Here is a 23,296-nt window from a genome sequence, read left to right as displayed (position 1 = left end):
GCAGGAGAATAACCATGACAATTTTACAATCTTTTGAAAAAACAGCGCTTAGTGAAGTGTGTCCAGCCGGTGAAGCATGGATGTGTGAAGTTAAAAAAGGGCAATTTTTCCGTATTGTTGATCTTGAGGGAAATCAGGCTGTAGATACGCTCTTTATCAGTGCTGAAAATCCAGATGAACGTTATAGCGCAACAGATACATTGGCGATGAATCAACAAATTTATTTGGAAAAAGGCACAACTTTATATAGTAATTTCGGTCGTCCGATTGCTGTGATTCATGATGATAATTGTGGTCGCCATGACACATTGGGTGGTGCATGTTCATGCGAAAGTAATACAGTGCGTTATTCACATGATAAGTATCCGATGCACAGTTGCCGAAATAACTTCATGTACGCTTTGGCAAAGCATCCAATTGCACTAAAACATGAATTAAATGTGAGACATATCGGACCAAACATTAACTTTTTTATGAATGTTCCTGTGACTGAAGATGGTGCATTGAAGTTTGATGATGGAATTTCTGCACCAGGAAAATACGTTGAAATTCAGGCTGAAATGGATTTAATCGTACTGATTTCAAATTGTCCTCAGCTGAATAATCCATGTAATGCCTATAACCCAACTCAAATTCAATTGATTATCCGTGAAGCAGAAGGAGCATAAAATGTTTAATAAAGTCCTGATCGCCAATCGTGGTGCAATTGCATGCCGAGTGATTCGTACACTTAAAAAGTTGGGTATCCAGTCTGTAGTGGTCTATTCAGAAGCTGATCGTGATTCCTTACATGTCACTTTAGCGGATGAAGCTGTATTTATTGGTGATTCTCCTGCAAGTCAAAGTTATTTAAATGTCGATAAGATTTTAGATGTTGCAAAGCAAACAGGTGCAGAAGCGATTCATCCTGGTTATGGCTTTCTTTCTGAAAATGCAGAGTTTTGTGATTTGTGTGAAGCGCAAGGCATTGTATTTTTAGGGCCAAACTCAGCACAAATGAAGTCATTTGGTTTAAAACATACGGCGCGTGAATTGGCGATTCAAGCCAATGTACCCTTATTGCCTGGTAGTCAATTACTCGCAGATGAAGCAGAAGCACTGCTTGAAGCAGAACGTATTGGCTATCCCGTTATGCTCAAAAGTACCGCAGGTGGCGGTGGGATTGGTATGCGTTTGGTGTGGAATGCCGAAGAACTTAAAGAAGCATACGCAACTGTTTCATACCTAGCCCAAGCCAATTTTAAAGATGCAGGATTATATTTAGAAAAATTTGTGCAAAATGCACGACACATCGAAGTGCAAATTTTTGGTGATGGTGAGGGGAAAATCCTGGCTTTGGGGGAACGTGATTGTTCGGTACAACGACGTAACCAAAAAGTAATAGAGGAAACCCCTGCACCGCATTTGAATGATCAACAACGTGCCTATATCCAAGATGTTGCGATTCAACTCATGCAATCCGTGAATTACCGTTCAGCGGGTACGGTTGAATTTGTCATGGATACGGACACGCAAGAATTCTATTTTTTAGAAGTAAATACTCGCTTACAAGTTGAACACGGTGTGACGGAGCAAGTTTTTGGCGTAGATTTAGTTGAATGGATGATTACTTTAGGCAGTGGCGATTGGGTTGCACCGATTGACAAATTAAGTTCAAAAGGTCATTCAATCCAAGTACGTTTATATGCTGAAGACCCGATCAAAAATTTCCAACCGAGTGCAGGTTTATTGACGCATGTGCAATTTGATGACCATGCACGTAATGAAACATGGGTTGAAACAGGTTCAAATGTCTCGTCTTTTTATGATCCGATGATTGCTAAAATTATTGTGACAAGTGACAGTCGTGAATCTGCAATTCAAGCCATGACTGACACTTTGGCAAAAACGAAAGTCGCAGGCATTGAAACCAATCTTGAATATTTACAAAACATTGTTGATGGTGACGTGTTTAAAGCGGGGACACAAACTACACGTTTTTTAAATAGTTTTGAATGGAAAACCCAAAAAGTCGAAGTATTACAATCAGGCATTCAAACTTCAATCCAAGATGTCGATGGACGTTTGGGCTATTGGGATGTCGGTGTACCACCATCAGGTGCAATTGATCCATTGAGTTTAAGTGTTGCCAATCAGTTATTAGGCAATGCAAAAAATACCGCAGGACTTGAATGTACCTTGCAGGGGCCAAGTTTAAAGTTCCATTGTGATAGCCAAATTGTAATTACAGGTGGTGAAATGCCATCAAAACTTGATGGCGTCAATGTGCCGATGTGGCAGACTATCAATGTCAAAAAAGGTCAGGTCTTAAAATGCGGTACGATCATGACAGGCTGTCGAAGTTATATCGGGATTAAAGGCGGTTTTGATGTACCTGAATATTTAGGTTCACAAGCGACATTTACATTGGGGCAATTTGGCGGTCATGCAGGACGTAATTTATTGATCGGAGATATGTTGCCGATCACAGCATATTCCTCAGCAGAGTCAACGCAGTTAGACGCTCAAAATATCCCAAGTTTTACTCATACTTGGGAAATCGCGGTGATGTATGGTCCACATGGCGCACCAGATTTCTTTACCAAAAAAGATATAGATACTTTTTTTGCCAATGAATTTGAAATTCACTATAACTCCAGCCGTACAGGGATTCGTTTGGTGGGTCCAAAACCTGAATGGGCACGTGAGGATGGTGGCGAAGCAGGCTTACATCCTTCCAATATTCATGACAATGCTTATGCGATTGGCGCAATTGATTTTACAGGGGATATGCCAATTATTCTTGGGCCGGATGGTCCCAGTTTAGGTGGTTTTGTATGCCCTGCGGTGGTGATTCATTCTGAACTTTGGAAAATAGGTCAACTGAAAGCAGGAGATAAAGTGAAATTTATTCCTGTGAGTTATGCGCAAGCCAAAGCTCTAGATCAAAAATATCATCAAAGTATTCGTGCATCTGACACAGTATTGATTGATTTTAATCCATCTTTACATGCTGAAATGGAAACATTAAATAATGCTGTTTTGGCAACATTGGATGGACAAGATGATTTACCAAGTGTGACCTATCGTCCCGCAGGAAATAGTTATTTACTTGTTGAATATGGTGAATTAGTCCTTGATTTAAATCTTCGTTTCCGTGTTCATGCCTTGATGCAATGGGTAAAAGAACAGAATATTCAAGGTATTATTGACCTCACACCTGGGATTCGATCATTACAGATTCATTTTGACTCAATCAAAATTGATCAACTTGAATTATTGGCACAGCTTCAAAAAGCTGAAGCTGAATTGCCAAATATTGACAATATGCAAGTTCCTTCGAGAACAGTTTATTTGCCTTTGGCTTGGGAAGATTCACAAACGCAATTGGCAACTGAGCGTTATACCCAAATTGTGCGTCCAGATGCGCCGTGGTGTCCTGATAATGTAGAATTTATCCGCCGTATCAATGGATTGGCATCCAAACAAGCGGTTAAAGATGTGGTGTATAGTGCCAACTATTTGGTTATGGGCTTAGGTGATGTATACCTCGGTGCGCCCGTTGCCACACCGCTTGACCCACGTCAGCGTTTAGTGACTACCAAATATAATCCTGCACGGACTTGGACGCCTGAAAATGCTGTCGGTATTGGTGGAGCGTATATGTGTGTTTATGGCATGGAAGGGCCTGGCGGGTATCAGTTTGTTGGGCGTACTACACAAATGTGGAGTCGTTATCGTAAAAATCCTGACTTTGAACAAGGTATGCCGTGGTTATTGCGTTTCTTTGACCAAGTGAGGTTTTATGAAGTTTCTGAAGCTGAACTTTTGCAAATGCGTGAGGATTTTAAGGCAGGGCGTTTAAAACTTCGTATTGAAGAGGGTGTGTTAAACCTGAAAGAATACAATGAGTTTTTAGAAGCCAACCAAGACAGTATTCATGCATTTAAAGCTTTGCAACAAGCCAATTTTGAGGCTGAACGTCGTCGTTGGCATGAAGCGGGCTTGCAGGAATATGTTTCTGAAAGTTTGGATGCTGTGGATGATGGTGAAGCTGTTTTGATTCCTGAGGGTGGTTGTGCGGTTGAATCGCACATGCCTGGGTCGATTTGGAAAATTGAATGTGCTTCGGGTGATATTGTGGAAGAAGGTGCAACGCTTGCTGTGATTGAAGCGATGAAGATTGAGATTCCCATCATTGCACCTGAACGGATGAAAGTTGAAGCGATTACGATTGAAAAGGGGCAAACGGTGAAAACGGGGCAAGTGTTGTTTACTTTGGCACCTGTGGCTTGAGAAAATAGTAGGTAGAGAACCGTCCGTAAGGGCGGTTTTTTGTTTAAAATAAACGAGAACATTGAATAAAAAGGATGAATGAATGTCTTTTTCAGCTCAGTTAAGAGTAAGTAAAAATTTTGAGCAATTCATATATGAATATTTAAAGTGAGCAGTTTATTGACTCAGACTTAGATGATGTATCAATTTTTTAGATAATTTAGCAAATTATTTTGGTATTAGTGCTATACAGGCAAAAGCACATGACAATGTTTTTATAAAAATACTTTAGAACCGATATTTAAAAAATTGTTGATGTATGACAACGTTATTGCTAATCTTGAAACATAAATAAAGAGAATAATTATGAAAAAGCATCCTAATAAACATATTCGAGAAGCGATTGAATATGCAATCCAAAATGGTTGGGATGTTATTGAAACAGGTAAATCAGCTCATGCCTTTTGTCGACTTAAATGTATCCTTGGGCATTCTGAGCATCAAATGAGTATTTGGAGTACACCTAAAAACCCTGAAACTCACGCAAAGCAAATTATGCAGAAAGTAAAGCAATGTAATGGAGAGGAAGAATGAATACTTATCACTTTACGATCGTTGTACGTGATGCAGATTCTGATCTGGCAACATTGGAAGATCAATTCTTTGAAGCAGGCTGTGATGATGCCTTACTTTGTAGTTATAACGGCACGGTCTATTTAGAATTTGATCGTGAAGCAGAGAATGCTGAACAAGCCATTCAGTCTGCTATTGATAATATCAGTTCACTTGGATTTAGTGATTTAGTTGTAGAAGAACAAGGTTATTCTACCTTGTCTGAAATGGCAGAAAGGGCGGGAATGAGTCGTCAGGCATTATCACTTTATGCGCAAAATAAACGTGGAAATGGTAATTTTCCTCGTCCTATGTACGGCTTGGCTTCAAAATCTGCAATGTATTTTTGGCCAGAAGTAGCAACTTGGTTATTTCAGCAAAATAAGTTGGATAAATCCCACTATGATGTAGCAAAGGCAACGATTCATTTACACTAACAGTTCATTTTATTTCCCAAATACTCTATTCAGTGTTGTCATTTGTTAAAATGGGTACGTCCTAAAAATAATTATTCATCTAGCCCCATCCCCGTGCATGGGGCTTTTTTATGCCCAAAAAGTAAGCGTGATTTATCCTTAAACATCTCAAAATATAGCTTCTAAATTGGCACGCTTTCTGCATTTCCTGACAAGTAATACTAAAAATTAATTTGGTAATACTTAAAGGAGTTGCGATATGAACAATCCCTATCCTCAAGCCAAAAAAGTACACCCGCTCAAAGTATTTATTATTGAGCTTTTTACTGCACGTGCAGGTGTTCATATCAAACAACACAGCTCAGTGATCACTAAAAAAGGATAAACAGTGCCTAAAACAAAATTGGCACGGATCAGCGTCACTGTGCCTGAAACCACACTCAATGCACTCGACCAAAAAATTGTCGATCAACACTACGAAAGCCGATCACAAGCAATCGTGGATATGATCAATCGGCATTTGATTGCAGCGCAAGAACACACAAATGCAGTGATGGTCGGAACATTGACACTGCTTTATGAGGTTGAACACATACAACTTCGTAATCAACTGATTGATTTACAACAGCAGTTTTTAGCACAAGTGATTAGCTCACTACATATTCAACTCGATCAACAGAAAATATTACAAGTCATGCTGATGCAAGGGGCAAGTTCTGAACTTCGGCATATCAGCCAACAATTTATCGCATTAAAAGGCGTGATCAAAGGGCATCTTGAACTGATGGATGCCGTGATGCCGCCCATTCCACAAAATGATTGAAACAGGAGTAAGCGTGTGAAACAGCTATGGACGATCCAAGATTGGAAAAATGCTTATGAAAATAAGCAGATCAAACTGGAGGATTTATTTGATTACGTAAAATCTATTAGCAATGAGGATCATGCCTGGATTGAGATTGCATCTACAGCACAGCTTCAAACGCAAATAGATCAATTAAAAAATCAAGATAGTACAGATTTACCACTCTACGGTGTGCCATTTGCGGTCAAAGACAATATAGATGTTGCAGGATTTCATACCACCGCTGCATGTAAAGAGGCAGAATATTTAGCAACTACGGATGCAACAGTTGTCGCCAAACTCAAAAAAGCAGGGGCGATTGTCATCGGTAAAACCAACCTTGACCAATTTGCGACAGGATTGGTTGGTGTGCGCTCACCTTATGGCGCAGTGAAAAATAGTTTCAATCCTGAATATATCAGTGGCGGATCAAGTTCAGGTTCATCGGTTACGGTTGCCAAAGGTGTTGTGCCATTCAGTTTAGGTACGGACACCGCAGGTTCAGGGCGTGTACCCGCAGGACACAACAATATTGTGGGATTAAAACCCACCAAGGGCTGGTTTTCAACAACAGGATTAATTCCTGCATGCCGAACCATAGACGTAATTTCTATATTTGCACTGACCATAGACGATGCGTGGACAGTGGCAAATATCATGCAAGGCTATGATGACGTAGATGCATATTCACGAATACATCCTGCCAATGTACCGACACAATTTTCCAAAGGCAAAATAGCCGTCCCGAAACAACTTGAGTTTTATGGGGATATAGAAACTGAAAAAGCATTTTCAATTGCGATTGAGCGTGTAAAAACACTGGGTTATCAGGTTGAAGAAATTGATTTTACAGATTTTAATCAACTTGCTCAGGCACTCTACAATGATGCATGGGTTGCTGAACGGACAGTTGCTGTAGAGAAATTAATTACACGTGATCAAACACATCCTGTGATTGCACAGATCATTGCACAAGCAGATAAATTTAAAGCAACCGATGCGCTACAAGCGGAATATAATCGTGCGGAATTGGCTCGAAAAATCAATTTAGCCCTAACGCCGTATGATGCATTGATGGTACCAACTGCACCAACGATTTATAAAATTGTGGATGTTGAAGTTGATCCTATTGTGAAAAATTCACACATGGGGGCATATACCAATTTCGTCAATTTTGCCGATTTATCGGCAGTCGCCTTGCCCAATGTGATGCGAACAGATGGTTTACCAAGTGGCGTAACCTTTATTGCACCTGCTTGGCACGATCAAGCTTTGGCAAATTTTGCGCAAAAATGGCAAGCAGAAACAGCATTAACACTTGGAACATCAGAGCAAAATTATCAAAAAACACGCGAAATTCAATCCAATAACTCAGTGAAATTGGCAGTTGTTGGTGCTCATTTAACGGGTATGCCTTTAAATTTTCAATTGACCACACGTTTAGCGACATTGCTAAAGAAAATCAAGAGTGCGGCAAACTATAAACTTTATGCGCTGAAAAATACCACACCACCAAAACCTGGATTGCAATGTGATGCACAGGGTCAGAGTATCGAACTTGAAATATGGGATGTTCCACTTGCCAATTTTGGTGCAATTGTCGCTGAAGTCCCTGCACCGCTTGGGATCGGCAATGTACAGCTCGAAGATGGCTCATGGGTAAAAGGCTTTATTTGTGAGAGTTATGCCATCAATGAAGCAATCGACATCAGTCATTTCGGTGGTTGGCGCAGTTATATTCAGTCGTTAAAACAAAATAATGCAACATCAAATTCAACAAAAAGTGGGGAAGTAATATCATGATTAAAAAGGCACTTTTATCTGCATCGATTGTTTCTACAATCCTGTTCAGTGGTTGTGATAACACGGCAAAAATTCCTGAAGCGAAGGATGGCAGCAAAGCATCAGTAGAGAGCAAACCGATCACGATTGGATATAGTGACTGGCCAGGATGGGTGGCTTGGCAGGTCGCAATCGAGAAAGGTTGGTTAAAAGAAGCAGGACTAAATGTCGATTTTAAATGGTTTGATTATTCAGCTTCACTCTCCGCTTTCTCAGCGAACCAATTAGATGCTGTATTTGTGACCAACGGCGATAACCTTGTGACCGCTTCTGGTGGTACACAAGGCATGATGATTTTGGCAACGGACTATTCCGCAGGCAATGATGTGATTATTGCCAAAGCAGGGATTAATTCAATCCAAGACTTAAAAGGGAAATCAGTCGGGGTTGAAAAAGGTTTGGTCGATCATTTGTTATTGGCAACCGCATTGTCAGATCAAAAAATTGCCGCAACGGATGTTAAACTGGTCAACTCTACAACCAATCAATTACCCCAAGTATTTTCAAGCCCTGATGTCTCTGCGATTGCAGTTTGGCAACCTGTGGCAAGTCAGGCACTGAAGGCAGTTTCAGGAGCTAAAATTATTTACTCCTCAAAAGATAAACCTGGGTTAATTTATGACACTTTAACTGTGAATATGAGTCATTTAACCGCACATCAAGAGGAATGGAAAAAGTTACTTCAAGTTTGGGATAAAACTGTTAAATACATCAATGACCCTGCAACTCGTGGTGATGCTATAAAAATTATGGCTGCACGTTCTGGGGTTGATCCAAAACAGTATGAGTCTATGGTGGATGGTACACATTTGCTGGATATTGAAGCCAACCAAAAAGTCTTTACCAAAGGTACAGGTTTTGATTCAATCTACGGTTCGTCCTACCATGTCAATAAATTCAATGTTGAAAATGGTATCTATAAAGCGGAACAGAACGTAGATGGCTTGATTTATCCAACATTGATTCAAGCGTTAAAATGATCTCCATAAAATCGCCTTGATGACATAATAGACTTCTTGCGAAAGTTAGTTTCAGCACGATCTGAATCAATGTTGAATGTTCCCTCTCCTTTTAGGAGAGGGTTAGGGAGAGGTTTTCTATTTAAAAAACCTCATCCTCTTGAGAAGTTATCTCCTCAGCAATTTGAATATTTTCTGACTTTTGCAAAGAGGTCTAATATAAAAGCCTGAAATCTTTCAAGATTCAGGCTTTTTGCCTATTAAGAATTGAAATCGATAAAAACTAAAAAGAATTAAAGCAATTTAAAAAACAAATCATTTAGGTTTAGTGGCGAAACTAATGCTTAGAATATGAATGATGATAAATTTTAGTCTTGATTGATGAAAATGTATCACTCAATTGAATGGAGCTTTTCATTAGACTTCTTGCATAAGTCAGAAAATACTCAAATTTTTGATTCTAAATGTATTCGAAAGAAAATTAGGAGTTCCTTCTCCCTTTGGGATGAGGAGGTAACTCCGCAAGAGGATGAGGGCTTTTAAAGAAAAACCTCTCCCTATTGCGAAACAATGTTTCTCATCCTGAAAGGAGAGGGAACATTCAATATGGATTTAAGTCTTACCAAAACTAACTTACGCAAGAGTTCTATTGCTAAAATGCTATTTTATTTGAAAATATAGATCAACCGAAAACGAACAATATTCGTGGTTCTTATTCTTATTTAAATATTGAGTTTTTAGGGCTTAGATAGGGCTTATTCATCATGGATGATTGAATAAGCCTTTATAAAATTGGTAGGAAATTGATTTATCTAAAAATTATATTGGTTTGAATAAAACCTTAATCTTCATTGACTGAAGTCATCAGCGGAATTTTCGGTAAATCCTCCAATGCAGGATCAACTTCATCATCTTGTGCATGAACTAAGTCATCCACATGTTCACGCAATTTTTTAAACTCAGGGGTCAGCATTAATTCAGGAGTTCGAGGGCGAGGTAAATGCACTTCGATGATTTCTTTGATTTCACCAGGATTGGCTTTTAACGCAACAATTCGATCTGCCAATAAAATGGCTTCATCCATATCGTGAGTAACGAAAATAATTGTAATATCAATATTTTGCCAAAGATCCATTAAATGCTTTTGCATTTTCTGACGGGTATGTGGATCAAGCGCACCAAAAGGTTCATCCATCAATAATATTTTAGGTTGATTGACCAATGCCCGTGCAATAGCGACACGTTGTTTCATTCCCCCTGACAGTTGATGTGGATATTGATTTTCGTACTTTTCCAAACCAATGATATTGATCCATTCCCGTGCAGCTGCTTCTGCGGAAGGGTTACTCGCACCTTTCATGAGTGGGCCAAACATGACATTTTCTTTGACCGTTTTCCACGGGAAAAGGGTATAGCCTTGGAATACCATACCTCGTTCAGGACTGGGACCTTTGATTAACTCGCCATCCACAAACAGTTCGCCATGACTATAGGGATCTAATCCTGCAACGATTCGACTAAGTGTTGATTTTCCACAGCCCGATGGACCAATCACACAAATAAATTCACGTTTATGAATTTTCAAATCAAGCTGATTTAAAATAGTGCGTTCAGTTTTGCCATGTTTAAACACTTGGCTGAGTTTTTTGGCTTCTAAAAGAACAGGACGTGCATAGATTTTTTGGAAGTATTCATGCGCATTAAATGTTGAATGGTTCATTATTTTACTCCTGCTTTCCATGCGAACATGCGCTCGCCGAATTTCATTAAAATCAAATCACACACAAGACCAATGACACCAATAATCAGGATGGCTGCATAGACATTGTCAAAGTTTTGGTAACGTGCTTGTTGGGTGATAAACCATGTAATCCCCGATGTTGTCCCAATCAATTCTGAGACAATTAAATATGTCCATGCCCAACCAAGTAGAACACGCAAATCACGATAAATATCAGGCAGGGCAGCAGGAATAACGACATTAAATAAACTCTTCAATTTATTGGTTCCCAAGGTATAACCCGCTTCGATCAAACTTTTATCAACCATTCGGGTGGTGTTGGCGATGATTAAAATTTGTTGAAATAAAGTCCCAATAACAATGATGGAGATTTTCGGTGCATCATTGATGCCTAAAATTGCCACAGCAAGCGCACCAAATGCAGGCGCAGGTAAGTAACGGAAAAACTCAACAAAGGGTTCGGTGAGTAGGGATATTTTTTGAGAAAAACCGCAGAGGATACCAAGTGGAATGCCGATGATTGATGAAATAAAAAATGCCAGGAATACAATTTTGATACTATGCCATAGACTTTGATGAAACCAAGGCGTGTCAGGTTGTTCGGGTGGTGTGATAAATGCCGTCACCAAAGCTTTTGCGACCTCATGCGGCGCAGGTAAATATATTGGATTGACAAGGATACCTTGAGGTGGAGCTGCATGCTGATCTACGGCATTTTGAGCTTCGCTGTAGTACACATTTTTATCAACCCGACTGCCAACTTGTAAATATGCGACACTGCCAGAGTTGATGATTTGTACTTGAGGATGCCAAATAAAAGGTAAATAACTGACAGCACACCAAATTAGAATCGGAATGAGAAAAGAACAAAAGCTAAGTAAAAGCTTGTGCCTTTTTCTAACATCCATTGTGATTTTGCCCATTTTTGCCCCCTATTTCGCTTGAATATTACGAATCTTTAAAAACGTAATATTTGTTAAGCAAAATGAGTGCCATAAGGCTAAAGAGTGAGATTGATGATGCGTTTGCTGATGAATGAATTACTTATGTTCTAAAGTGAAAATTTTCATAACTAATGAAAATTGAGTTTTTATGAGCAACTGATTTACAACATCATGGATGCAGTTGCTCATATTTTACATCGACTTAAAACTTACGTTGATAATTGATAAAGAAACGATTTTCCACAAAATCATTGCCATGATCTTGGTCATATTTGGCAAATAAATGTTGTATCGAAAAACCTTTGAGCATCGGTTGTTGAAAAGTATAACTTGTAAATAAGTTAAACTCAGATTCTTTATTTTTCTGTCCATTTGCCATTTTAATATCATCGCCCATGGCATATTTGGCAGTACTAGTCAGACCCGGTACATAGTCTTTAAAATCATAACCGTAGATAAAGTGCCAAGATTTCTCATTTTTCTTGAAAAAGCCAGTGACATTCCAATTAATAAAATATAATTCAGGTAAAAAACCATCGGGTAGAGGGTAGGCATCGCCCACGATCTGCTGATAGCCCACGCCAATACTATGATTTTTTACTTTCACCGTTTCCAACAAGCCAATGTTTTGACTGTCGATGTTTAATGCACTGCTATTGTCCTGTGAATTAAAATAGCGCAACTTGGAATGTAGTGCGATATTTTCGGCAATCGGATATTTATGTTCAACACCTAAATAATGTTTGTCATATAAATTATCCAAATGCCCATAGTAGTAATTCACATTCAAATCTTTATTTACATCATAGACAAAGTTGATGTAGTCCAAGCCATCTGAATAGTGTTTTACTCCATTTTGCGTATAAGAAAATTTATAAAAATCTTCCTTATTTCGTGGTGAATTACGAGTGACATGTCCAAGTTCAACTTTTAATTTTTCCATCACAGGAAATTTTAAATTCACCCCTTGATAAGTGGTGAGTAGCTGACGACTTGTGTCGACGGTAGTCATCGGTAAATTCAGCCACAATTCCCCAACACGCAGTTCTGCCTGATCATATTTCAGTTTCAGCGTTCCACCATATTTTAAATAATCATCGGCTTGTTCTTTTTTGATCGGATCAAAAGGCAGCACCGTATCATCCACATGCTTATCGTTGCTGAGGCGGACTGCATATTGCACCGAACCATCGACGCCGATTTGGATCGGCTGATCTAAAATCTGTAGTGGTGTGTCATAAAATTTTGAAGTGTAAAATAATGACGCACCTTGCGACCAACTGCCTGTATCTTTGACATTTGACTGATCAAAATTACGGTCGATATAGGCATTTTTCAGGGTGAATTTCCATTCATCTTCCGCATGGAGTTGTTGCATCATGGCACAGCCATTGATCAGCATCAGTGCGGAAAAAAGTGTTGAAAATGAGCGTTTTTTTAACATAAGGCATCCTTGACTTAAGTTTATTTCCAAATGAAAGGCGATTGTTTTTGAACGTCTTCCGCATCAGGTTCGAGTGCGATGCCTGTACGATCTTTGAAAATACAAATCGCAAGGAATGCAATCACCGACATTACAGTCAAATAAGCACTGACCAAATAAATTCCATTTACTTTGCCAATGAGTGCGGCTGCAATGAGCGGGGCAAATGCACCACCGATGATCGAGCCAATCGCATAGGTAATTGAAATACCTGAGAAACGAATCGAAGCAGGGAACAGTTCAGAATAGAAAACTGCTTGTACACCGTAGGTGATACCAATGCCCATAGATAAAAGTGCCAAGCCCAACATGATCAAGCCGTAGTTACCTGTGCTGATCAATGGAAATAGTGCAAGCGCAGTAATAACTTGGATGATTGAACCCACGATATAAATCGGTTTACGTCCAAATTTGTCAGACAGTACCGCAGATAACCACGTGAAGAATGTCCAAATTACCGCTGAAATACTGACTAAACCAAGAATGGTCGGGCGATCTAGGTTTAAACCTTTTGGATTGGTGGTAAAGCTTTGGATGAAACCACCCGCAGTCATGTAGCCTAGTGCAGTTGTTCCTGCGATCAACAGTGCTGAACTGAAAATGACTTTTTTGTATTGACCAAATAATTCTCGGATTGGTTTTTGAGTCGTACCTTTTTGCTTTAATTCTTCAAAAATCGGGCTTTCTTCAACTGAACGGCGAATCCAATAACCCAAAGCGAACAGTAAAATACTCAATAAGAATGGAATGCGCCAACCCCACGCCATAAATTCTTCACCCGGTGATACATAGCCTGTCATGACCACGAGGACCAAAGATGCAAGCAATAAACCAAGTGGAACGCCAAGTTGTGGGAACGAGCTGAATAGACCACGTTTTTCAGTCGGTGCATGTTCAACTGCCATCAACACAGCGCCGCCCCATTCACCACCTGCTGAGATGCCTTGTAAGATTCGCAGTAAAATCAAAATGATCGGTGCAGCAATGCCGATGCTGTCATAGGTCGGTAATAGACCAATCAATGTTGTGGTACCGCCCATCATGATCAAGGTGATGGCAAGTACGGTTTTACGTCCAAATTTATCGCCGAAATAGCCTGCGATGAATGCACCAAAAGGACGGAAAATGAAACTGATTCCCACAGATGCAAAAACCAATAGGGTTGCAAAGACAGGTCCTGCGGGTTTAAAGAACAGTTGATTGAAGACTAAGCCTGCAACTGCGGCATAGATAAAGTAGTCGTACCATTCGATGGTAGTGCCCACGATGGTTGCCATTGCGATTTTACGGGTACGTGACGCATGGGGTAATGCAAGCGTCGGGCTGTGCAGTTCTACTTGAGAATTTTCCATAGCATTTCCTTTTTTGTCTTGTGCGAGCGGCTTCAATCTATTTTTTAGTTTTTGATTGGAACCATATCCTTGTCGCCATGATTCGTCATGAATCAATTCATTTAATTATGCTTAATAATTTATAAAAAGATACACCTAAAATAATATTTATTTAAAATTGTATCTTTTAAATAAATTTATGAACTTTGTTTTATTGGATTTTATATTTAAATAAAAATTATATATCAATAATTTACTATTTTTAATTTATTGAAAAGTGTTGTTTATTTAAAATAATATGATGTAAAAATAATTTTTAATATTTAAAAGTGTATCATGTATTATTGTTTTAATCGCAAAAAAGCCTAGATAAAAGGTCTTTTATCTAGGGGAGGAAATGGATGTGTTTTTAATACATCGCATTGGTGTTGGTGTGTGCCAATCATAGTTCTATAATGAGTAATGAAGTTCATTCTCCCTTTAGGAGCTAACTCCGCAAGAGGATGAGAAGAGGATGAGGGCTTTTAAATAGAAAACCTCTCCCTCTTGCGAAACAATGTTTCTCATCCTGAAAGGTGAGGAAACCTTCAATATTGATTCAGATCTTGTCGAAACTAACATTCGCAAGAAGTCTAGTATTTAATCCCTATTCAAAGTAACTAATTTGTAATGATTTAACGTAAAAAAACAGATATTTATGATTAAATCATGAGGAATTTTTACAGTTACGCAAAACACTCAATCACGCAGCATCTAACGTAGTTTCGTCATAAATTAAAGTCGTACCTGTGGCTTGAATGACTTCTTCAAGACTGATGTCAGGCGCAAGTTCAACGATGCGTACGGTATTGTCAATAATATCAAATACACCATAATTGCTGATGATTCGGCTGACCACACCTTGTCCTGTTAAGGGGAGTGTGCATTGATCTAAAATTTTGGCTTCACCATTTTTATTGCAATGTTGCATCATCACCACAATTTTTTTAGCGCCTGCGACCAAGTCCATTGCGCCACCCATGCCTTTGGCTTTATGTCCCGGAATCATCCAATTGGCAATATCACCTGTTTTAGACACTTGCATGGCACCCAAAATTGCCACATCGACATGACCACCTCGGATCATGGCAAATGAGTCTGAGCTTGAGAAAAATGATGCGCCTGATTTAGTCGTTACTGTTTGCTTGCCTGCATTGATCAGATCCGCATCGACTTGTTCTTCAAGCGGAAATTCGCCAATGCCCAATAAACCATTTTCAGATTGCAGCCAAATATGCAGTTCAGGATCGATATAATTCGCCACCAATGTCGGTAAACCGATGCCTAAATTGACATAATCGCCATCGTGTAACTCTTGTGCAGCACGTTGTGCCATTTGTTCTTGTGTCCAAGCCATGAGCGTATTCCTTATGCAGCACTTTTGACGGTTCGAATTTCAATGTGTTTGTTTGGATTTGGATTGACCACAATACGATCGACATAAATACCGGGGAGGTGAATGTCATCAGGATCTAATTCTCCAATTTCGACCAATTCTTCTACTTCTACGATGGTGAGTTTGGCAGCCATCGCACAGTCAGGATTGATATTACGGGCGGTTTTGCGGAACACTAAGTTGCCTGCTTTATCCGCTTTATAGGCTTTTACCAAAGCAAGATCAGCATTTAATGCTTCTTCAAGTAGGTAGTTTTGCCCTTTAAAGTTACGGACTTCTTTGCCTTCTTGTACCGCTGTTCCTACACCTGTTTTGGTATAAAAAGCGGGGATACCTGCACCTGCGGCACGTAATTTTTCAGCCAATGTACCTTGTGGGGTGAGTTCGACTTCGAGTTCACCTGCGAGGTATTGGCGTTCAAATTCTTTGTTTCCACCAATATAGGAGGAAATCATTTTTTTCACTTGGCGTGATTCAAGGAGTAGGCTTAAACCGATACCGTCGATGCCTGCATTATTACTAATACAGGTCAGTTGTTGGGCATTGGAGTCACGTAAGGTTTGAATAAGTAACTCAGGAATGCCACATAAACCGAAACCACCAACAGCAATCAGCATATTGTCCTGAACAATATCAAACAGTGCTGCCTGACTATTTGGATAGACTTTATTCATTTTGAAATCCTTCAATGATGCTCCAAAATCCATATTTGGAAAGGTGTCTTTTATCAATGGTGCTGTGAATTGAAATTTCTTTACCTTTAAAAGGATGGAAAATTTAATTAAATATTTTGATCAATTTTTAAAATCTTCCCATTTGCACTAATGCTGATCAGTTAAGCAAAATTATTGGATAGATTCTTAAAATCTCCCCTCTTGCGAAGCTAGCTTCTCATCTTTGAAAAAGAGGGGAACAGACCACGACTGAAATCAATTCTAGTAATCTTGCGTAGCAGTGCTACTCATCCCTCCTTTTTTAAAGGTGAGGAACATGTTCCGCAAGGAGAGGATTAAAAAATATTAAATCACACAACTTTAGTCACGATTTACGAGGGTTAAAATGTCGTAAGTTGCGACCAATTCATTGCGTTGGTTTTTGACTTTAATGTCCCAAACCACCACGCCATGCGGTTTTTGTTCAGGATCACGCAATGGTTTTGGTGTTTTTTGCTTACAAGTCAGTTCCACTTGAATGGTGTCACCAATTTTCACAGGTTCGACAAAGCGTAAATTGTCCATACCATAGTTGGCAATTACAGGTCCCGGTGCAGCATCGACAAATAAACCTGCCGCTGCTGAAACGATAAAGTAACCATGCGCAACACGATCACCGAACAGAGAATCTGCCGCAGCGATTTTGTCCATGTGCGCATAGAAGTGATCACCACTCAAACAGGCAAAATTCACAATATCCGCTTCAGTCACCGTACGACGAGCTGTTAATAAACGTTCACCAACACGCAGTTCATCAAATGATTTTTTGAATGGATGAACACGATCTTCAAACACTTGCGAACCAATCGTCCAACTGTGTCCGATTTGGGTCATCGCATTTGGTGAACCTTGAATCGCAGTACGTTGCATATAATGTTTTACTGCACGTAAACCGCCCAATTCTTCACCGCCACCTGCACGTCCCGGACCGCCATGCACAAGCAATGGAAGTGGTGAACCATGACCTGTACTTTCTTTGGCATTTTCAGCATCAAGGACATGTACACGACCATGCCACGGTGCGATTTTGGCAATGATTTGTTCAACATTTTCATCTGCATTGCGAACTACAGATGCAACTAAACTACCTTCACCTTTTGCTACTAACTGAGCCAATTCGGCAAGATTGTGATAAGGCATCAAGGTGACGACAGGACCAAATGCTTCAACTTGGTGAATGGCTTGCGCTTCATTAGGTGATTTACACACTAAAACTGTCGGTGGATAGAACGCACCATTTTCAGGGTGTTCTGCAACAATGTTAAAGTCTTGACGTAAATGGCTACCAAAAACAATTTCAGCATCTTGGCTGAGTTGCTCAACTCTTTCAGCCACATCATGTTTTTGTTTAACACTCGCCAATGCACCCATGGTGACATTTTCAAGTTCAGGATTACCGACCACGACTTTCTGTAGCTTCGCAACCAAACGGCTTTGTACCGTATCCAATAAATTTGCAGGAACAAAGGCACGGCGAATCGCAGTACATTTTTGACCTGCTTTGGTGGTCATTTCACGGAAAACTTCACGTACAAATAGGTCAATCGTTTCGTCATTGGCTTGTTCAGTCAGGATCGCACTATTCACCGAATCCGCTTCCATGCTGAATGGAATTGAATATTGATTTAAATGCGGATGTGCACGTAATTTTTGACCTGTAGAGGCTGAACCTGTAAAGGTTACAGTATCTTGTGCATTTAAATGTTCAAATAAATCATAAGTCTGACCACAGATTAGCTGTAAAGCACCTTCGGGTAAGAAGCCACTTGCCAAAATATCAGCAACTACAGCATGGGTCATTTCTGCGCCTTCAGTCGCAGGTTTAACGATACAAGGCACACCTGCCAAAAGTGTCGGTGCGATTTTTTCCAACATTCCCCAAATCGGGAAGTTAAAAGCGTCAATGTGTACCGCAACACCTGCTTTCGGGCTGAGGATGTGTTTTGCACCAAAGGTGCCATTTTTAGACAATGGAATCCATGCATCTTCAACCAATGCAGTTTCATCGCTCAGTTCACGGCGGACTAAGCTTGAGTAGGCAAATAAAGTACCGATTCCGCCTTCGACATCAATCCAAGCATCTTTACGGGTACAGCCTGTGGCTTTAGCAAGCTCATAATAATTTTCTTTGCGTTCAAGCAGATATTGCGCCACTTGTTTTAAAGCATTGGCACGTTCATGGAACGTCAGATTGGCAATTGCAGAACCTTTGCTTTTTGCAAATTCAACAATGGCTTTGGTGTCGATGCCTTGGCTGCTGACTTGATAAATCGCATCACCTGTAATGGCATGGTAAACAGTACGGAACTCATTTTGTGCAATAAAGTTCTGTCCATAAACCAAAGAACTTAATTTTTTCACGTCAGATGCTTGTGTGGAAGCATCGTGATCTGCATTGTGCTCGGTTGGATTTGATCCTGCATCTAGCTCAAGCATGGCTAACTCCTTTTATGATACGTTTTACATAAATTTTTAATTTTGATGATTCATAATTTGTTCCTTTATTTTTAAATTGTCAAATATTTTTCCATTAAAATGCTGTAATAACAAATATTTTAAAATTAATTTTATTTAAATACAGTGGGTTAATTAATTTTGCTGAAAATTTTAATATGATACGTATCAAATAGTATTGATTTTTTATTCGTATCGTTTTACTTTAAATCTCATAAACACTTGGGATAAGTGAGGACACAATGAAAAATCATCAACAAGATTTTGATCAAGCGCTTGAAAAGGACATTTCAATCGAACCAAAAGATTGGATGCCTGATGCATATCGTAAAACTTTAATTCGCCAAATCGGACAACATGCACACTCAGAAGTGGTCGGCATGTTACCTGAGGGTAATTGGATCACACGTGCGCCAAGCTTGAAACGTAAAGCAGTATTGTTGGCAAAAGTGCAAGACGAAGCAGGGCACGCTTTGTATTTATATAGTGCGGCTGAAACTTTGGGTGCAGACCGTGATGACATGATGGATAAACTCATCGCAGGTCGTATGAAATATTCTTCAATTTTCAACTATCCAACGCTGTCTTGGGCAGATGTTGCCGCAATCGGTTGGTTGGTGGATGGTGCTGCGATCGTAAATCAGGTGGCATTGTGTCGTACCTCTTATGGTCCTTATGCACGTGCCATGGTTCGTGTCTGCAAAGAAGAAAGTTTCCATCAACGTCAAGGTTTTGAGGCGATGATGCAACTTGCAAATGGCACACCTGAGCAAAAACAGATGGCGCAAGATGCGGTGAATCGTTTTTGGTGGCCTGTGCAAATGATGTTTGGTCCAAGTGATGACAATTCTCCAAACAGCGCACAAAGCATGCAGTGGAAAATCAAATTATTCAGTAATGATGCATTACGCCAAAAATTTGTTGATAACACTGTGCCACAAGTACACATGTTGGGTTTGACTGTGCCTGATCCTGATCTACGTTTTAATGAAGAAACAGGGCATTACGAGTCAGGTCCAATCAATTGGGATGAGTTCAATGACATCCTTGCAGGTAAAGGTCCTTGCAACCATGAGCGTATCGAAGCACGTCGCAAAGCGTGGGAAGGCGGAAAATGGGTGCGTGATTCAGCAGCAGTGTATGCACAAAAGCAACAAGCTGATGAAACTGCAAAAGTCGCTTAATTCACAGCACACTTAATCCACAGCACATTGGTTCATTATCGTTTTAAATTTCAGGAAGGATTCTCTCATGAACAATAAAAACAATTGGTCGTTATTTGAAGTATTTGTACGTAGTAAACAAGGTTTAAGTCATCGTCATGTGGGTAGCTTACGTGCGCCTGATGCTGAAATTGCCTTGCAAAATGCCCGTGATGTTTATACCCGTCGTAACGAAGGGATCAGCATTTGGGTGGTGAAGTCTGAGTTGATCACTTGCTCTCAACCTGAGGAAAAAGAAGAATTTTTCGATCCTGCTTTGGATAAGGTTTATCGTCATCCGACTTTTTACCATATCCCTGATGGCATTGAGCACATGTAAGGAGCAGGCAAATGAATCATTCAGTATTTTCTCAGTATCTTTTGCATTTGGCAGACAGCCAACTGATTTTATCGCACCGTTTGGCGGAGTGGTGTGGTCATGCGCCTGAATTGGAGCTTGATATTGCACTTGCTAATATTGGTTTGGATTTACTTGGTCAAGCACGTACTGTGCTCAGCCTTGCAGGTGAAGTCGAAGGTTTAGGTCGTGATGAAGATCAATTGGCTTTTTTCCGCACTGAACGTGAATATCGCAATTTATTGCTTTGTGAACAACCGAACGGCGACTTTGCACAAACTATCGTCCGTCAATGGTTAATGGATCATTATCACCATTTACTGTTCGCAGCTTTAAGCAATAGCAACCATGCAGAACTACGTGCTTTTGCTATCAAGTCTTTGCGTGAAGTGAAATATCACTTACGTTTTTCAACCGCTTGGATGGAGCGTTTAAGTCTTGGTACAGCAGAAGCGCATGAAAGAACCCAAAATGGTTTAAATGAATTGTGGCGTTTTACTGAAGAACTTTTTGATCTCAGTGCAGATGAACAGCAATTGGTACAAGATGGTGTGATTCCAAATATCACGCTGTTAAAAGCACAGTGGCAAGACATTGTAAATGCAGAAGCTGCACATTATGGCTTGAACATTCCTGAATTGGGTGCGTATCGCCGTGGTGCAAAACAAGGTTTGCATACTGAACATTTGGGCTATGTTTTGGCTGAAATGCAATCTATGCAACGCAGTTATCCAAATATGAATTGGTAATTCTGTCAGAACAAGGAGCAAGTTCCATGAATTTAATTCGACAATGTACTGATCAATGTTGGGATGTTTTGGCACAAATTTCTGATCCTGAAATCCCTGTTTTGTCTGTGGTGGATTTGGGCATGATTCGTGGTGTGGAATTCAATCAGGACAATGAACTTGTGGTTCGACTGACACCAACTTATAGCGGATGCCCTGCAACAGATGTATTAAAAGCTGAAATTGAACAAGCATTTACACAGCATCAACTTACCCCTGTCAATGTGGTGGTGGATTTATCCGAAGCGTGGACAACCGATTGGATGAGCCAAAACGGCAAAGACAAATTGAAAAAATACGGCATCGCACCGCCAAAAGGCGAAGCGCATAGCTGTGGTACTCATGTGGCATTGACCGATGGAATTGAATGCCCTCATTGCCACAGCGTACACACCAAATTATTAAGTGAATTTAGTTCGACTGCATGCAAAGCCTTATATCAATGCAAAGACTGCTTAGAACCATTTGACTATTTTAAATGTATTTAAGGCATTTAGAGGTTAAATCGAAATATTGATGGTGGTGAGCGAATGATTCTTTAAATCCACCCCAACCCTCCTTTATGAAAGGAGGGAGCTTTCAATCCTGAAGTTATTTTGGCTTGGATAGTTCCCCTCTTTTTAAAAGAGGGGTTAGGGGAGATTAAGAAAGACAGTAAATATTGTTCAAACACACAAACATCTAAACAGAAAGAGGGATTTTCAAATGAGTCAATTTATACCATTAACCATAAAATCAATTACGCCTCAAACTGAGCAGGCAATTTGTATTGCGTTTGATGTCAGCCCTGAATTACAAGCTGATTTTCAATATCAAGCAGGGCAGCATCTCACCATTCGTCATTTAACTGATGCAGGTGAAATTCGCCGTTGTTACTCGATTTGCAGTGATCACAATGAAGACATGAGCATTGCCATTAAAAAAATTGATCAAGGTCAATTTTCAAATTGGGCAAATGACAATTTAAAAGCAGGCGATCAGCTTGAAGTGATGCCACCACAAGGCGTGTTCTTCCAAAAAGCTGCCAAAGTCGGTGGTAAAAATTATCTTGGCTTTGCCGCAGGTAGTGGTATTACCCCGATTTTATCCATTGTCAAAACCGTATTATTGCAACAGGAAGATGCCAATTTTACTTTGATTTATGGCAACCGTACTTGGAAACAAACCATGTTTGCTGAGCAAATCATGGATTTGAAAGATCGCTTTAAAAATCGTTTTCAGTTGGTGAATGTTTTCTCGCGTGAAATGAATGACAGTGCTTTATTTAATGGTCGTATTGATGCTGAAAAATTACAGTCATTATTTAAAGCTGATTTGATCAATGCAGAATTTGATCACTGTTTTGCCTGTGGTCCTGATGAAATGATGGATGCGATTGAAACCGTATTGCCTGAACTTGGTATTGAACGCAGCAAAATTCACACTGAACGCTTTAATACAGGTACAGCGAAAAAAGCCACTGCGGAACAGATCGAAAGCCGTAATGAAGAAAAAGTCAATATCGTACTTGATGGTCGTGAGTTGATCATTGAAGTATCGAAAGAAGATGACAGCATTTTAGATGCAGCGCTTCGTGCAGGTGCAGATTTGCCATACGCATGTAAAGGCGGTGTATGCGCTACCTGTAAATGTAAAGTTTTGGAAGGTCAGGTCGACATGGCGATCAACTACAGCTTAGAGCCTGAAGAAGTTGAGCGTGGTTATGTTTTAAGTTGTCAGGCACGTCCTGTAACGCCAAATGTGCGAATCAGTTTTGATGACTAAATGGGTTTTAAGATTCAATCACGAGATTGAAATTTAGAACTTAAAACAGCGTGTAAAAACAGAACATTGATGAATACAGTTTTGATGAATCAGGATTTGATATTTTAGAAATTGAAAAAATCTAATAAAAATCAAATCAAAACATCAAGTGGAGCA

General features: G+C 39.8%; 20 protein-coding genes. 13 read left to right on the top strand and 7 right to left on the bottom strand.

Annotated elements, in window-relative coordinates; translation table 11 throughout:
* Positions 1 to 14: 14 nt before the first annotated feature.
* From EXE09_RS10425 to EXE09_RS10395, 8 genes are all read left to right on the top strand, one after another.
* Positions 15 to 668, top strand: coding sequence for an urea amidolyase associated protein UAAP2 (locus tag EXE09_RS10425; RefSeq protein ID WP_130117225.1), 654 nt, complete (start codon positions 15 to 17; stop codon positions 666 to 668).
* A 1-nt stretch (position 669) separates the two neighbouring features.
* On the top strand, positions 670 to 4,275 hold the full coding sequence (uca, locus tag EXE09_RS10420; RefSeq protein ID WP_130117224.1) for an urea carboxylase: 3,606 nt from the start codon (positions 670 to 672) through the stop codon (positions 4,273 to 4,275).
* Positions 4,276 to 4,620: 345 nt separating this feature from the next.
* On the top strand, positions 4,621 to 4,848 hold the full coding sequence (locus EXE09_RS10415; protein WP_130117223.1) for a ribulose bisphosphate carboxylase small subunit: 228 nt from the start codon (positions 4,621 to 4,623) through the stop codon (positions 4,846 to 4,848).
* Positions 4,845 to 5,303, top strand: a complete 459-nt coding sequence (locus tag EXE09_RS10410; RefSeq protein WP_068975410.1) for a helix-turn-helix domain-containing protein — start codon at positions 4,845 to 4,847, stop codon at positions 5,301 to 5,303. The genes EXE09_RS10415 and EXE09_RS10410 overlap by 4 nt, the downstream gene beginning before the upstream one ends.
* A gap of 238 nt (positions 5,304 to 5,541) precedes the next feature.
* A complete protein-coding gene (locus EXE09_RS19140) occupies positions 5,542 to 5,667 on the top strand; it encodes a hypothetical protein (protein ID WP_265937150.1) in 126 nt (41 codons plus the stop codon).
* 3 nt (positions 5,668 to 5,670) lie between these two features.
* Positions 5,671 to 6,105, top strand: coding sequence for a CopG family ribbon-helix-helix protein (locus EXE09_RS10405; protein WP_130117222.1), 435 nt, complete (start codon positions 5,671 to 5,673; stop codon positions 6,103 to 6,105).
* 15 nt (positions 6,106 to 6,120) lie between these two features.
* A complete protein-coding gene (atzF, locus tag EXE09_RS10400) occupies positions 6,121 to 7,929 on the top strand; it encodes an allophanate hydrolase (protein ID WP_130117221.1) in 1,809 nt (602 codons plus the stop codon).
* Positions 7,926 to 8,948, top strand: a complete 1,023-nt coding sequence (locus EXE09_RS10395; protein WP_130117220.1) for an ABC transporter substrate-binding protein — start codon at positions 7,926 to 7,928, stop codon at positions 8,946 to 8,948. Before atzF ends, EXE09_RS10395 begins: the two co-directional genes overlap by 4 nt.
* 820 nt (positions 8,949 to 9,768) lie before the next feature.
* Here the strand turns inward: EXE09_RS10395 and EXE09_RS10390 are convergent.
* The 7 genes from EXE09_RS10390 to paaZ all read right to left on the bottom strand — a co-directional run bounded on the left by EXE09_RS10390 (position 9,769) and on the right by paaZ (position 19,010).
* The gene (locus EXE09_RS10390; protein WP_130117219.1) at positions 9,769 to 10,647 is read right to left on the bottom strand and encodes an ABC transporter ATP-binding protein; all 879 of its coding nucleotides are present in this window, start codon (positions 10,645 to 10,647) and stop codon (positions 9,769 to 9,771) included.
* Positions 10,647 to 11,591 (bottom strand): ABC transporter permease, encoded by a 945-nt coding sequence (locus EXE09_RS10385; protein WP_130117218.1) that lies wholly within the window; start codon positions 11,589 to 11,591, stop codon positions 10,647 to 10,649. The genes EXE09_RS10390 and EXE09_RS10385 overlap by 1 nt, the downstream gene beginning before the upstream one ends.
* A 223-nt stretch (positions 11,592 to 11,814) precedes the next feature.
* Entirely contained in the window at positions 11,815 to 13,056 is a 1,242-nt protein-coding gene (locus tag EXE09_RS10380; RefSeq protein WP_130117217.1) for an OprD family outer membrane porin, read from the bottom strand.
* Between the two features lie 20 nt (positions 13,057 to 13,076).
* Positions 13,077 to 14,447, bottom strand: coding sequence for an MFS transporter (locus tag EXE09_RS10375; protein WP_087552537.1), 1,371 nt, complete (start codon positions 14,445 to 14,447; stop codon positions 13,077 to 13,079).
* Between the two features lie 721 nt (positions 14,448 to 15,168).
* The gene (locus tag EXE09_RS10370; protein WP_130117216.1) at positions 15,169 to 15,822 is read right to left on the bottom strand and encodes a 3-oxoacid CoA-transferase subunit B; all 654 of its coding nucleotides are present in this window, start codon (positions 15,820 to 15,822) and stop codon (positions 15,169 to 15,171) included.
* A gap of 11 nt (positions 15,823 to 15,833) precedes the next feature.
* A complete protein-coding gene (locus EXE09_RS10365; protein ID WP_130113448.1) occupies positions 15,834 to 16,535 on the bottom strand; it encodes a CoA transferase subunit A in 702 nt (233 codons plus the stop codon).
* 360 nt (positions 16,536 to 16,895) lie between these two features.
* Positions 16,896 to 19,010 (bottom strand): phenylacetic acid degradation bifunctional protein PaaZ, encoded by a 2,115-nt coding sequence (gene paaZ / locus EXE09_RS10360; protein WP_130117215.1) that lies wholly within the window; start codon positions 19,008 to 19,010, stop codon positions 16,896 to 16,898.
* A gap of 260 nt (positions 19,011 to 19,270) precedes the next feature.
* Here paaZ and paaA point away from each other — a divergent pair, with 260 nt between their 5' ends.
* The 5 genes from paaA (at position 19,271) to paaE (ending at position 23,140) form a co-directional block, all read left to right on the top strand.
* Positions 19,271 to 20,212 carry a 1,2-phenylacetyl-CoA epoxidase subunit PaaA gene (paaA, locus tag EXE09_RS10355; protein ID WP_068975399.1) on the top strand — a complete coding sequence of 314 codons (942 nt, stop codon included), beginning with the start codon at positions 19,271 to 19,273 and terminating at the stop codon, positions 20,210 to 20,212.
* A gap of 67 nt (positions 20,213 to 20,279) precedes the next feature.
* Positions 20,280 to 20,570 carry a 1,2-phenylacetyl-CoA epoxidase subunit PaaB gene (gene paaB / locus EXE09_RS10350; RefSeq protein ID WP_068975398.1) on the top strand — a complete coding sequence of 97 codons (291 nt, stop codon included), beginning with the start codon at positions 20,280 to 20,282 and terminating at the stop codon, positions 20,568 to 20,570.
* Positions 20,571 to 20,581: 11 nt separating this feature from the next.
* Positions 20,582 to 21,337, top strand: coding sequence for a 1,2-phenylacetyl-CoA epoxidase subunit PaaC (gene paaC, locus EXE09_RS10345; protein WP_068975397.1), 756 nt, complete (start codon positions 20,582 to 20,584; stop codon positions 21,335 to 21,337).
* A 26-nt stretch (positions 21,338 to 21,363) separates the two neighbouring features.
* Positions 21,364 to 21,864, top strand: coding sequence for a 1,2-phenylacetyl-CoA epoxidase subunit PaaD (gene paaD, locus EXE09_RS10340; protein WP_087552542.1), 501 nt, complete (start codon positions 21,364 to 21,366; stop codon positions 21,862 to 21,864).
* Positions 21,865 to 22,081: 217 nt separating this feature from the next.
* Positions 22,082 to 23,140: a 1,2-phenylacetyl-CoA epoxidase subunit PaaE gene (gene paaE, locus EXE09_RS10335; RefSeq protein ID WP_130117214.1), complete on the top strand. Its 1,059-nt coding sequence runs from the start codon at positions 22,082 to 22,084 to the stop codon at positions 23,138 to 23,140.
* The last annotated feature ends 156 nt before the right edge of the window (positions 23,141 to 23,296 follow it).

It is taken from the genome of Acinetobacter sp. WCHAc060025 (genome assembly GCF_004209355.1).
Classification (GTDB): Bacteria; Pseudomonadota; Gammaproteobacteria; order Pseudomonadales; family Moraxellaceae; genus Acinetobacter; species Acinetobacter wuhouensis.
This window is presented reverse-complemented; position numbering and strand designations above follow the sequence as displayed.